9 protein-coding genes and 1 pseudogene are annotated in these 12,726 nt (G+C 64.9%); 3 read left to right on the top strand and 7 right to left on the bottom strand.

Annotated elements, in window-relative coordinates; translation table 11 throughout:
- Positions 1-3: 3 nt before the first annotated feature.
- From HD595_RS03160 to HD595_RS03170, 3 genes and pseudogenes are all read right to left on the bottom strand, one after another.
- A complete protein-coding gene (locus tag HD595_RS03160) occupies positions 4-939 on the bottom strand; it encodes an FAD-dependent monooxygenase (RefSeq protein ID WP_253781031.1) in 936 nt (311 codons plus the stop codon).
- Positions 940-988: 49 nt separating this feature from the next.
- Positions 989-1,971: pseudogene (locus tag HD595_RS03165) on the bottom strand (IS5 family transposase).
- Positions 1,972-2,022: 51 nt separating this feature from the next.
- A complete protein-coding gene (locus HD595_RS03170) occupies positions 2,023-2,247 on the bottom strand; it encodes an FAD-dependent oxidoreductase (RefSeq protein WP_253765476.1) in 225 nt (74 codons plus the stop codon).
- An 89-nt stretch (positions 2,248-2,336) separates the two neighbouring features.
- On the opposite strand from HD595_RS03170, the gene HD595_RS03175 reads away from it, so the two are divergent.
- From HD595_RS03175 to HD595_RS03185, 3 genes are all read left to right on the top strand, one after another.
- Positions 2,337-2,927, top strand: coding sequence for a PadR family transcriptional regulator (locus HD595_RS03175; RefSeq protein ID WP_253765477.1), 591 nt, complete (start codon positions 2,337-2,339; stop codon positions 2,925-2,927).
- Between the two features lie 657 nt (positions 2,928-3,584).
- Positions 3,585-4,757, top strand: a complete 1,173-nt coding sequence (locus HD595_RS03180) for a hypothetical protein (RefSeq protein ID WP_253765478.1) — start codon at positions 3,585-3,587, stop codon at positions 4,755-4,757.
- A gap of 2,623 nt (positions 4,758-7,380) precedes the next feature.
- Positions 7,381-8,490, top strand: a complete 1,110-nt coding sequence (locus tag HD595_RS03185; protein ID WP_253765479.1) for a DUF5677 domain-containing protein — start codon at positions 7,381-7,383, stop codon at positions 8,488-8,490.
- Between the two features lie 312 nt (positions 8,491-8,802).
- Here the strand turns inward: HD595_RS03185 and HD595_RS03190 are convergent, their stop codons facing one another.
- The 4 genes from HD595_RS03190 to HD595_RS03205 all read right to left on the bottom strand — a co-directional run bounded on the left by HD595_RS03190 (position 8,803) and on the right by HD595_RS03205 (position 12,556).
- Positions 8,803-9,264, bottom strand: coding sequence for a PPC domain-containing DNA-binding protein (locus tag HD595_RS03190; RefSeq protein ID WP_253765480.1), 462 nt, complete (start codon positions 9,262-9,264; stop codon positions 8,803-8,805).
- Positions 9,246-10,310: an asparaginase gene (locus tag HD595_RS03195; protein WP_253765481.1), complete on the bottom strand. Its 1,065-nt coding sequence runs from the start codon at positions 10,308-10,310 to the stop codon at positions 9,246-9,248. Before HD595_RS03195 ends, HD595_RS03190 begins: the two co-directional genes overlap by 19 nt.
- 37 nt (positions 10,311-10,347) lie before the next feature.
- Positions 10,348-11,994, bottom strand: a complete 1,647-nt coding sequence (locus HD595_RS03200; protein WP_253765482.1) for a hypothetical protein — start codon at positions 11,992-11,994, stop codon at positions 10,348-10,350.
- A gap of 211 nt (positions 11,995-12,205) precedes the next feature.
- Positions 12,206-12,556 (bottom strand): GntR family transcriptional regulator, encoded by a 351-nt coding sequence (locus HD595_RS03205; protein WP_253765483.1) that lies wholly within the window; start codon positions 12,554-12,556, stop codon positions 12,206-12,208.
- Positions 12,557-12,726: the final 170 nt, after the last annotated feature.

Here is a 12,726-nt window from a genome sequence, read left to right on the forward strand (position 1 = left end):
GGGTCACTCGCCCGAGACGGTCTCGTGCCAGTCGATGTGGTGGCGGTGGACAGGGCCGAACATCTGCTCGGGCGCGGGCATGGCGGGCTTGTCCCCGGCCTGGCCGGACTTGGCCTTGTTCGTCGCGGCGGCACCGCCGCTGATCATTTCCACCCGGGCCCGGCGCAAGTTCTCGTACGCGGTGAACGCGGCGGCGGGAGTGGGCAGGTCGCGCAGGCAGCGGGCCAGTTCGACGGCGCTCTCGATGGCCTGGGAGGCGCCCTGCCCGGAACTGGAAGACGGGGCGTGGGCCGAGTCGCCCACCAGCACCATGCGACCGCGATGCCAGCGCGGTAGCGACGGCATGCGCTCCATCGGACCGACGATCATCATGTCCTGCGGGTCGGACCGGGCCAGGAGATTCTCGCCGGGCACGTGGCCGGCGTACAGGTCGCGCAGTCGCGCCAGCCAGTCGGCTGCGGGGACGCTGAGGACCTCGGCGTAGGTGAGGGGCTCGGCCTGGGGGAGGCTGGCGAACCAGCAGATGCGGCCGTCCGAGTAGAGCCAGTAGCCGATGAAGGTGCGACCGAAGGCGAAGTACATGGTGCCCGGCTCGGCCTGCACGCCGCTGTCGGAGCTGAAGCCGCCGAAGCTGAGGACGCCGCCGTATTCGGGGCCGGGAGCGTCGGGGTCGATGAGGGTGCGGACGGTGGAGCGGATGCCGTCGGCGCCGATCAGCACGTCGGCGGTGGCGGTGGTGTCGTCGGAGAAGGTGGCGGTCACTCCATCAGGGGTCTCTTCGGCGCCGACGAGACGTTTGCCGTACTCGATCGACACGCCCCCGGCCAGCGCATGGTCGGCAAGTGCCCGGAACAGCTCCGCTCGGGGCATGGCCACGCTGGCGGGCAGGCCGGGGAAGCCTCCGAAGTGGGCGAGTTGGTTGCCGCCGCCGTCGGCCATCACCACAGCGGGGACAGGCTGACCTAGCGCCTGTACGGAGTTCGGATCTTCAGGTCGGTCGAAGGCTTCGGATCCACAAGATGGCCCCGCGTAGATGAAGACCCGCCAGATAGCTATCGGGGGTCTTGTCGAAGCGGAAAGCCAGCCCACGCCACTCCTTGATCCGATTGATGCATCGTTCTGCGGTGTTGCGTTGCTTGTAGAGATCGGGATCATGGCTGACCGGCCGGCCGCCGCGGGAGCCGCGCTTCTTGCGGTTGGCCGCCTGGTCGCTCTTCTCCGGGATGACCGCCTTGATCCGGCGTCGACGTAAGTAGGAGCGGTTGCCGCGCGAGGAGTAGGCCTTGTCGGCGGCCACCGCGTCCGGGCGGGTGCGCGGACGTCCGAGGGGCAGGCGAATCTTGATGCGCTCCAGCACGGCGCGAAACTGCGGGCTGTCTCCCGCCTGGCCAGGGGTGAGAACAAAAGACAGCGGACGGCATCGCCGCTCAGCTGACAGGTGCACCTTGCTGGTCAGCCCGCCCCGCGAGCGGCCCAGCTTGGCCGCCGTCAGCCGGAACCTGCGCCGCCGTCGTAGCCGCCGCCCTTCGTCTCGGCCGTCTTCATCGGGGTTGCCGTCGCGGGGGTTTTGCCCCTTTGGCGGAGCCCCTTTTCCTGCTCGGCTGCCTGTTCCAGCAGTTCGACAAGCTCGCTGTCGAGTGCCATTCCGGCGGCGTGATGGTGGGCGCGGGCCGTGGTGGAATCCACGCTGACCAGGCCAAGCTCGGTCTGCCCGCGGGCCGCGGCCTCGGCGATCATTGCCTGCATCAGCTGCTCGAATACGCCGCTCAGTGCCCAGGAGCGGAACCGGTCGTAGGTGCTGGACCAGGGCCCGTACTCGGTGGGCAGGTCCCGCCACGGACTGCCCGTGCGAAACCGCCACATCACCGCGTTGAACTGCCGCCGCAGATCCGGAATCGGGCCTCGCTCACCCAGGGGCAGGTGAGGCTCGATCAAGGACCATTCCTCGTCGGTGAGGTCTCCACGTGCCATGGCGAAGACCTACCAGGATCGCGGACAGCAGGCAGGCAGATCCCTCTGATCTCAACTCCGTACAGGCCCTAGGGCCTGAACGACCTTGTCCGCCTCAATGACCTGCAGCGCGTCCAGCCCGTTGGGCGCCAGGCTCAGGATGGCGCCGACACCATCAGCGGCCTGCGGGTGCGCCTCGTAGACGGTCGCCTGGATGCCCGCCTTGGCCAGCGCCAGTGCCGTCACCGGTCCGGCGATGCCGCTGCCGATCACCAATGCCGTCTTCACCTTGCTCATGCCTGCTCCTCAGGTTCGTGCGACATTGCGATAGTTTCACTGAAACTAGTTCAATGTCAACTAGTTCGTTTGGAGCTACTATGAGCGGCATGACCACCTCGCCGTCCCCGCTCGCCCTGACAGTTCTGGCGCTGCTCCACTACAAGCCCTTGCATCCGTACGGCATGCAGCGGTTGATCAAGCAGTGGGGCAAGGACCAGGTCGTCAACGTGAGCCAACGTACGAGCCTCTACCGGACCATCGACCGCCTGTGCGCGGGAGGCCTGATCGCCGTTTGGGAGAAAGGCCGCGACCAGTCCTATCCCGAGCGGACCGTCTATGAGCTCACCGACCGCGGCCGTCAGGTCACCCGCCAGTGGCTGGACGAGATGCTGGCCGAGCCCAAGCAGGAATACCCGCAGTTCCCCGTGGCCCTGTCGCACCTGCCAGTGACCACCCCGCAGGAGGCGCTACAGGTACTCGAACGGCGTGCCGGCCGGGTAACTCAGACCCGGGCAGAGCTGGAGGCCGGCCTCGCCGCCCACGACGTACCGAGGGTGGCCATGCTCGAGATCGAATACCTGCGCGCCGTCACTGCGGCCGAGGAGCAGTGGCTGCGTTCGGTCATCGAGGACCTGCGCACCGGCACGCTCACCTGGTCGCGGGAGGAACTGATCGGCCCCGAGACGTTCAGCGCCTGACCAGAGCGGCCTCGACGCCGTCCAGGAGCCCGGTGAGCGCGTACCGTGAAGGTCTGCCTCGCCTGCCGCCCCAGTAAGTCAATCTCTTGGCGGGACGTCCTGCCCTGTGCCATCGGACCGCTCGCCGTACCCGTCATCCGTTTACCGTGCCCTGCGCCCTCTGTCTCCCGCAAACGGGTCGAGTCCTCGGAGCGGTGCGCATTCCGCGACGCGGTAGGTGCCGTGACTGGATCGCGGGCGGCCGGGCGATCCCACGGATCTCAACTCCGTCCAGGCCCAAGAGCGACGTCCCGACGTCCTCTCGCTTACGGCCATGGCGATGAGCCACTTGTTCGTGGTGATTGTGGTCGTCACCGGCCGAGGTCGCGGGGGTGCGGGGGCCGGCAGGCCAATGCCGAGAAGTTAAGAGATCTGCGAGCCCACGGCCCTCACCGCGCACCCGCAAACAGCCATAGCTGGCCAGGTCCCACGCGGTGACCTACACGATCACCATCGACCCGCCCTTGACAGCTGAGACAGCCGCATAGCTTCCCGGCATTGGCCTGCCGGCCCCCGCATGAGTCGCGTTCCCCGGCCCGGCCACGCCCGAGCCGATGGGCTGCGCACCTGGTTGCCGGCGGCTCCCGGCAGGCATAATCGTGGACCCGGATCGCGATCATGATCATGGAGGTTCCGCTGTCCGCTCGTGCCGTCACCTGTGGGGTGGCCGCAGCGCTGGCCGTACTGTCGCTGAGTGCCTGCACGAACGCACACCCCGCCGCGCGCCGGCCGGCCGCGACGAGGCCGGACGCCACGGGCGGTCCGCTGGCCATCGGCGTGGCTCCCGGGACGCGGGCGAAGCCGGCGTCCTGCCAGAGCCCTCCCCGCCGGAGCGACCAGTTCCACGCCCGCCGGGTCACCGCCGGCTGGCGCAAGGTCACCCCGGACAGCCCTTCCGGGTTCTTCAGCCAGGGGAACGTGAGTGCCGACGGCTCGCTCCTGACCGTGCAGGACCCCGGCGGCATCGGTGAGGTGCGGCGCCTGACCGGCGACACGCTGGAGCCCGTCCCCACGCCGTGGCCCGGCAAGAGCCTGGGCCTGGCGGCCGGCGGCGAGCGCCTCTGGGTGCTGACCGGGGCCGGGCAGCAGAAGTACGGCCTCGGCTCCCGGCAGGCCGGCACGTGGTATGGCGGGCCGCTGACGCCGGCATCGGGGGGCGCGGACGTGGACGGCCGCGGTCCGTGGGTGATGGCGGGCGACCGGACGATGCGCTGGGACGGCCGCGCCTGGCGGCAGGCGCCGCTGCCTGACTTCGGCGCCTCGCTCACCGGCACAGCGCGGGCCCCTTGGGTCGTCCTCGACGAGGACGCCCGTGCGCCGCTGGCGCAGTGGACCGGACGGGCCTGGCGGCTCGTGCGGGTGCCCGGCGTCAAAGGGAAGTGGGTTCAGCTGAGCGCGGTGGCGCCCACGCGGCCGGGCGAGTTCTGGGCCCTCGGCATGGTCACGTGGGACGAGGACGACGCGGAACTCGAGCCTCTGGCACGCAGCAGGCTGCTCGCGCTGCGTTGGAAGGCCGGGCGGTGGAGCTGCCTGTTCGGGCCCACCGACGAGGAGGGGAACGCCCGTTTCACCGATGCCGTCCACGATGGCCGTGGCGGGTTGTGGGCGGTGACCCACGACGGCGAGCTGTGGCATCTGACCGATGGGCGCTGGACCAGGGAACGGCCGCGCGAGGCTCGGCACGTCATGAACCCGGACATGGTGCGCGAAGAGATCACGGAGCTGGCCGCCAGTGAGGACGGGCGCCACGTGTACGCGCTGGGCAGGGCGGTGTGGCGGCTGGGCCGGTGACGGCCAGGACTCAGGACGAAGAGGGCTCAGTGTCCGGCCGCGTGGCGAAGGGCCCGGACGTCACGTAGGACTCCACACGACTCCAGACGGCTCCGCGCGGGCCAAGGTCACGGACTCGTGCGGCCTCACGGGCTCGTGCGGCCTCACAGCCGGGCTCTCCGCACGTCGACCTCGCAGTGAACGCCGCTGGCTGACGTGTGGGCGGCGGCGATCTCGCGGACCGCGCCGCGCCAGGAACGCGAGAGGCTGAGCCTGCGCTCCTCGTGCTACCGGCGGCTTTCAGGAGTGTTCTCGTCGAGTACTACGTCGTTCTTGGTCACCGGCCTTCGTCGCGGGGGTGCGGGGGCCGGGAGGCCCCCGCCTGGGGGTCGAAGGGGGCGAAGCCCCCTGGGGAGCACGCCTGAGCGTCCCAGAACGCGCGAAGCGCGCCCCCCGTGAAGACCTTGCCCTTGGGGTCGAAGGGGGCGAAGCCCCCTGGGGAGCACGCCTGAGCGTCCCAGAACGCGCGAAGCGCGCCCCCCGTGAAGACCTTGCCCTTGGGGTCGAAGGGGGCGAAGCCCCCTGGGGAGCACGCCTGAGCGTCCCAGAACGCGCGAAGCGCGCCCCCCGTGAAGACCTTGCCCTTGGGGTCGAAGGGGGCGAAGCCCCCTGGGGAGCACGCCTGAGCGTCCCAGAACGCGCGAAGCGCGCCCCCCGTGAAGACCTTGCCCTTTGGGGCCCTTTCAGAGCACCGGCAGGTACCGGTCCAGCTCGAACTCCGTCACCTGCCGACGGAAGTCGCGCCACTCCGCCCGCTTGTTGCGCAGGAAGTGGCGGCCTCATCCACAGTCATCTGCATACTCTCTCTATGCGTGTCCCAGCTGGCTCTTGGACCGTCAGCGCCTGTCCCTGTCTGTCAAAGTAGGCTGCCCCTGGACGGCCCACAGACGGCCCAAAGCGGCCCACCACGCATCTCTGATGGGAAGCCTTGACATCACGCCCTGCGGAACCTCGTGAGTGAGCTGCGGCATCGGCGATCTTTAGCGTAGTTGGCATGTCACCACCTCTGCGAGGCTACGCAAGCTGATCGCAGTATGCCCTCATGGCGGTTTTCTCGCCGAGTTCCCAGAGGAACTCCACGGACAGAGCCGACGCATAGCGGAACTTCGGCATCAGATCTCCCTATTGATGCTCCTCTCATGCTTAGCGCCTCTTACGGACTGCGTTCCTACGGCGAGCGCGGCAGAGAGTACCGCGTTTATGGATTCCGGCAGCGCTCGATTCCAGTATTCGTCGATTATTAGTTTATTTATCGCCAAGTCTTCACTTTTGAGTCCAGAATGTCGCCCGCTTTCTTGGCAGGCATTCCTCATGCGGACGCGGGCCTTAATCTCATCTGGGGCAGTAAGATTATGGTATAGCGTTGAAAGTAGGTCGGTACAGCGATGCCACTCACTCCATGGGCGATCATCGTGAAAATAGACCTTCAGTCGACTCTCCAAGGCATAGGCACGCGTGCGCATTTTCCTATATTGTGCATGCACATCCAGCAAAGGATTATCGGAGTTTATATGCGCGGGAGTCTGAGTACCACCCACTCCTCGGTTATATTCCTGCAATAGGAAGAAGAGAGCATTCGCACATTCAGTCATTTGCGTAATGAGCTCATGACGGAGACTGTAATCTTCGCGCCGACTTTGTCCCTTTTCAGTAATTCTATTTAGAAGCGGATAGCCTATCAATACAGCTCCGATTGGGCCAATTGCGGCAAGAATCAGCTTCTCAAGGAGATCTGGAGTAGATGTCACGGCACATATATACCGGCCTCGCTTAACACATAATCACAGCTTTGAGTATTTCTGGCTCACTTTATACCTGCACAGGACGGCGGTTCTGCTTGCGATCCTGCCAGGCATACCCGACCAGAACCGATTGCCATGTTTATCGAAACTCGCAGGCCAGGTTCACCGGACGCTACTGTCCGAAAGTCAGCAGCGGAATGTCGTAAAGATCAGGGTTCCGGGGCCTGTAAATGATGGTGTAACCACTTCCACCATGAGCATCTCCGCGAGGAAAATGACCGCGACGACAGCAGGGGACTCGTGCAACCGTAAGCGGACCGCTCCTTGGGCCCGAGCGTGGTGTGAATGTGCGGGAGGATTCCGCCGGTCTCCTAATCGGACGCGATTCTGCCGCAGCCCAGGGCTTCCGCTTCGTCAAGTGCATCTTCGTCCACACCGGAGCTTTTCTGCGATGAACATGGAGTTGTACCCCTGCTGGATGCAGTGCTCGCGGCAAAAGCCCGCCAGCGCGGTCATGAAGTCGTCGCCAACGGCACTCCGCCATTCTTGGTCACCGGCCGGCGTCGCGGGGGTGCGGGGGCCCGGCAGGCCCCCGCCTAGGGGTCGAAGGGGGCGAGGCCCCCTGGGGAAGCACGCCCGAACGTCCGGCCCATGGACGGCCCCAGTCAAGCAGACGGACGACGCACCATCTCCACCTGGATCTCCACCTGGCTGGCTACCGCCAGGTGTAACCGAGCGGGTCGACCGTCTGCAGTCGTCTTGGGTGAAGTCACACGGATATCTCCTTGCCACTCCCCTGCCTTGTATGAGATCCTGATCGGCTGTCCATCAGGAGAAGGATCATGGATGCAGAACGCTCGCTATTTATGCAACTGGTCACCGATCTAGCCAATCAGGCGATCGCGTCCTTAGCCCACCCTATAAATGAACAACAGATAGCGGAATCCATATTAGAAGCGTCGTATCATTGCCTCCACAATACCGAAACACTAGCCCCGGCGCACCATGCCTGGAGCTTGAAGGAAGCTCGGCGCATAAAGAAGCGTCGCCGACACACAGCAGAAAGAACGGAAAACAGAATACTCAGACGTTTCGCCGTCACCTTTGACGCATGGGAGTCGCTTCTCTCCGCCGCAGAGCTAGTGAACAAGCTACTCGTGCACGCTCTAGCCCGCCAACTGAAGGAGGAAAGACACCTTCACCGGAGCTATCTATTCGGCATCCAGGAGGAACTTGGCGGCCCGCCACTCAAAACCCTCGTGCTCACTGGAATGCAAGCACGGATGACGACGTACTGCGGCGAAATTCTGCTATTGCTTCGACACGGGTACCATGATGGCGCGCACGCCCGCCTGAGAACCCTGTACGAGATGTCCATCAAGGCCTGGTTCATATGCAATAACGAGCCGGTGCCTGACGGCTACCAGCTCGCCGAACGATATTATGTATCGGCACGACTGGAAGCCCCGGATCCTGATGAACTTGACGCCCAGGACCGAGAAGTTCTAGAAAAGGCGCGCGAGCAGTGGGGTGCATCTTTTTTCAGGAGCTCGCATGGCTGGGCTGCACCTGGAATAAACAATCCCGAAAAACGGGTGATAACGTTTAAAGATATCGAGGATGCCGTGCAAGGCAATCTTCTACGATACATCTATCTAGCATCGAACTCTGCAGTGCATGCAGGCAGCAAGCAAGTAATCGCTACGACGATAGGTGCTTCCGGCCCGGTACTGAACACACGACCAGCATTCGTGCCCGAACAGGTCGCCTATGTTGGCGCAACATCTATAGAAATATTGCGCATGGGCACGATCCAGATCCTGCAGCGCATAGCACGTGACGCTTGCGATTGGGATGTACAACTACAGGCGGCAGCGTTCATGTGGCATGCAGAAAAGGTGCGATCACTTCTAGGGAGCCGCCCAGAAGTGACATCCCTAAGTTTTGACTAGTGAAGCGCACTTCTCGAAGTAAAGTCCCAAGGAAAAGGGAGACACCTGCCGGAATTTTTCATACTCTCGGACAGTCGCCCTGCCATCTTTCCGCATCGCATCAAGGACACGGACGGCAAACGCTTCTACACAATGACGCCGACAGTGGCCGCTGCCGCGCGACGCCGTTCCTAGTCACCACCGTCGCTGGAGTGCGCGACCGACTTCATGAAAGTCGCAGCGACGAAACTTCTGACTGGGTAGCCATCGGGCCGCGTCCCTCTGCCTGTCGTTATTATCATCGCGGAGTTAGTAGGTCGTTGTTTACGGGCCCTACCCCTCGAACGTCAGCAGAGGAACGTCATAAAGATCCGGATTCCGTGGCCTGGTAATCGATGGCGACACCACTTCCACCACGAGCATCTCGGTGAGGAACAGCACCCGCGCCGAGAGCAGGTGACTCGTATAACCATCCGCAGACCTCTCTTTGAGCCCGAGCGTGGTGTGGATGTGCGGGAGGATGCCACCGGTCTCCGGATCGGCCGCTATGGTGCCGCAGCCCAGGGCTTCCGCGTTCGTCAGGTGGACCTTGGTCCACACCGGAGCTTCCGGGTTCTCAAGTTTCTCGCAGGTACCCACGATCTCGGCTTCGGCGAAGCCCGCGATGAACATCGGGATGTACCCCTGTCGGATACCGTGCTCGCGGCAGAAGTCCGCCAGCGCGGTCATGAAGTCGTCGCCGTGGTCGAAGGTGACGCCGAAGGTACGTCCGGTGGTCAGTTCGTGGGCTCGCATGCGCTCTCGGTTCCCTTCACAGCAGGTGATGACCAGGTGGTGGATGCGGCGCGCAGGCCACGGCCGCCGACCGCGGCGAACGTCTCCCTGATCTGGAACGAATCGGCTCCTGACTTGAGGAGTAGGTAGAGGAGGATGCGCGCTTTCAAGGGATCAAGGTAACCCGCCGCGATCAAAGCGCGCGCCCGCAAGTCGGACTCCGACCCCTCGAAGCCGTACGTCCTCTCGTGCACAGGGCCGGCACCCGTCCGAGAGGCAAGCACCACCGGGACGCGGGACGCGAGCTTGGCCAGTGCCGGCACCATGGCCGCTGGGACGTGCCCGACGCCGAATGCGCTGATAACCAGGCCATCAACGTGCTGCCCCATGGCCGCGACAAGCTCTCCATCGCTGTCCAGAGCCACGGTGAACAGGCCCACCTTGACAGTCCGCCATGTGTCGGGATGGAGGACCGGCCCACGCGCCACGCGCAGGGGAATGTCCACGTGCCCCTCGACCACGTGGCCGATCGGCCCATGGTTCGGGGAGACGAACGCGGCCGGACTGCTGGCATGCGTCTTGCGGACCCAGCGTGCCGCGTGCACCTGGTCACCGAAGACGACCAGGCACCCCAGTCCGCGTGCTGTACCGCTGGCGGCCGTCCGGATCGCCGCGAGCAGGTTCGCGGGACCGTCCGCGCCGGCCATGGAGGGGTTGCGCATCGCACCCGTCACCACCACCGGTGCGTCACCACCGCAGAGAAGATCGAGCACGTAGGCCGTCTCCTCGATCGTGTCAGTGCCCTGTGTGACCACGACCCCATCGGCCCCGTTGCTTACGGCCTCCTCGATGGCCGCCGCCAGCTCGATCAGGTCGGCGAAGGACAGTGATGCGCCAGGAAGCCGCCTGAAGTCGTGGACCGTCAACTCGACCGCGAGACCGTCAAGCCCCGGAATCGCTGAAAGCAGGTCGGCAGCGGTCAAAGTCGGGACGACGCCGTTGGCGCCGGGCACCATGGCGATGGTGCCGCCGAGTGAGAACACGGCGACACGGGCAGGGGCAGTCATAGGGAGAACCTCTCGCGGAGTCGAAGGCAGGTACACGTCATGAGACGGCGTGGCCGGCCTCGCGGACGAAGGCGCAGGCGGCATCAATGCCCGCAACTGAGATCAACCTGCTGCGGGGACGGAGTAGCCCGCCGCTGCCGACCTGGGCGAGCGCCTGGCAACGAGAGCGCAGCCACGTCCAGTCAAGTTCCAGATAGGCGGCCAGCGCGCGGAGTCGCTGGGCAGGGGCGTCGGCTTCGATGACGGAATGTGCGCCTACCTGTCCGCTGGCGTCGCGGAATTCCCGTAGTACGGAGACGCGCCGTGTCGTATCCACGTGCCACATCCCTGCGCCTCGGACCCAGTTCGCGATGATGGCTTGGTCTCCCCCGAGGACGAAGCCCTCGACACTCGAGTACGACGGATCGTCGCAGATCTTCGCGTGAATTCCGGTTGCTTCCATCAAGGCGATGGACAGGAAGAGCAGGATGCGCTCGTGGCGGGGCGAATCATGGACGGCGCCGCGCGGGATGCAGAACATGCGGGTAGAAGCCTGCCGGCCTGTGGTGTCCCGAACGGCTCGCAGGTAGGCGTACTTGTGATCGAACAGCAGCCACGTGCACGCCTCCTCCCCTCGCTGTTCACGCGTCCAGAAGGTCGGGAGTTCGGGAAGCGTCGTCAGGTTGCGCAGGATGTGCCGCGCGCAGAAGTCCGAGCCCAACCACATGTGCGAGACGCTCCCCAGATCGGGGGCCGCCTCACGGCTGACCGCCGATGCGCTGAGCTTCTCGTAGGCGGAGAGTTCCTCGTGCGAGGCGGCAAGTTCCTGATCATCGGCTTGCAGGCCGTCGTCCAGACTGGCCGCAGCCCACAGCAGGCCGTACGTGAAGTCGTCCAGCTCGTAGGCATCAGGGATGGCCACGCTGCCACTGTCGGGCGAGTTCGCGAGCCGGCGCCGTGCCTCCCGGGCGTCCAGCGCGAAGAACCGGGGTTGGCCGGCCGCCTTGTCGACGCCGATCAGGAGACCGCGGCTCGTGGCGCGCGAGAACTCCGCCCACCGCGGAACGTTCGTCAGCATCGTCATGGCGCGACCGGCGGTCGTGCTCGCCTCATGGAACTGCATCCGCAGGACGGCCCCCTCCATTGCGCGGCCGTCGGGAAGCAACGCCGTAAGGTCCACACCGTAATCAGGCGAGGGATGCGAAAGCCTGAGACCAGGCCATTGGGACTTGGCGAGCGCCACGAAACCGAATGGGTCATCCGGAACGCTGATGGTCGGAAGTGAGGACGACGGCAATCCCATGCCTACCTGTGTGAGCAACGCGGCGGTGCTTCCGACCAGAAACGTCCGCCTATTGAGTTTTGCCCACACTTGCCCCTCCTCGTCCACGTAGAACGACAGTCTTTCGGGGCCGGCCACGTCTTGCGATGGCACTTCGATGGCATTTCGCTGTTGGAACCCGAGCTGGCCGAAGGATCGCCCGGTCAGCGCCTCTAGTGCCCGCTGGTACGCGGGGCGCGGGCGGCTTACCTCTCCGTCCTCCCAGCGCGCCACCAGTCGGGCATCGCAGGCCAGGCCGTACTCACCGATGGTCTCGGCGATCGCCACCACCGCGCGCGCGAACTCTTCACGCGACTCATGTCGCTCCTCTTCGCGGATTCGCCGGAGCACATAGTTGGGCGTCCTGACCTTGCCCTTGGTCACCGCCGGGCCCCCTGCCATCGCCTCTATGGACTTTGCGCGGAGTACGGCAACCGTAACTGTTCACTTTGGCTGTCGCCAGCCACTTTGCCATTCATGTGCCCAGGAAGACGCCATCGAGATGCCTTGGGCTTAGGCGGTCCACTTGATGTGGCGCAGGACGGACCTCGCAACATCAAGGGAGTAGGGCATGGAACTCACGACGGTTTGGGCGTCAGTCCGCCGATATCTCCGGTGGGAGACGCTCAACGATCTCGCCGAGTGCGCGCTCAGCCTTGCTGAGGGCGACTTTGGTCCGGCGGACCTGATCCTGCACCTCAGCCAGTTCTGCGCGGAGTCGTGGGAGGTCCTCCGACAGGGACACATCCTGATTCCGATGGCGTACGTACGCGCCACTGCCGGCGCGTACCTCGACCAGCCCCAGGGCCTGCAGCTGACGGATTGCTGCGGATGCGGTGTTCCTGGCGACGCCGTACTCGGCCTCAAGCTCTCTGACCGACTTCAGCTTGTCGCCTGGTGCGTAGACGCCCTGCTCGATCTCGCGCTTCAGCTCGTCGGCAATCATGCGGCTCCCGCGTGAAGCGCTGCCCCTGAGATCTCCGTCCGCCACGCGCCAAGCATACCCACGAACTGTCCTACGACGGAGGGGTTGACCCGTCGGCTTACCTCCACTACTGTCCTATGACAGTGAGGGTGATTGAGACAGTAGTCCGCTCTCCACCGAAAGGAATCCCT

The sequence above is a fragment of the Nonomuraea roseoviolacea subsp. carminata genome, from assembly GCF_024172185.1.
In the GTDB taxonomy this organism is placed as follows: domain Bacteria; phylum Actinomycetota; class Actinomycetes; order Streptosporangiales; family Streptosporangiaceae; genus Nonomuraea; species Nonomuraea roseoviolacea.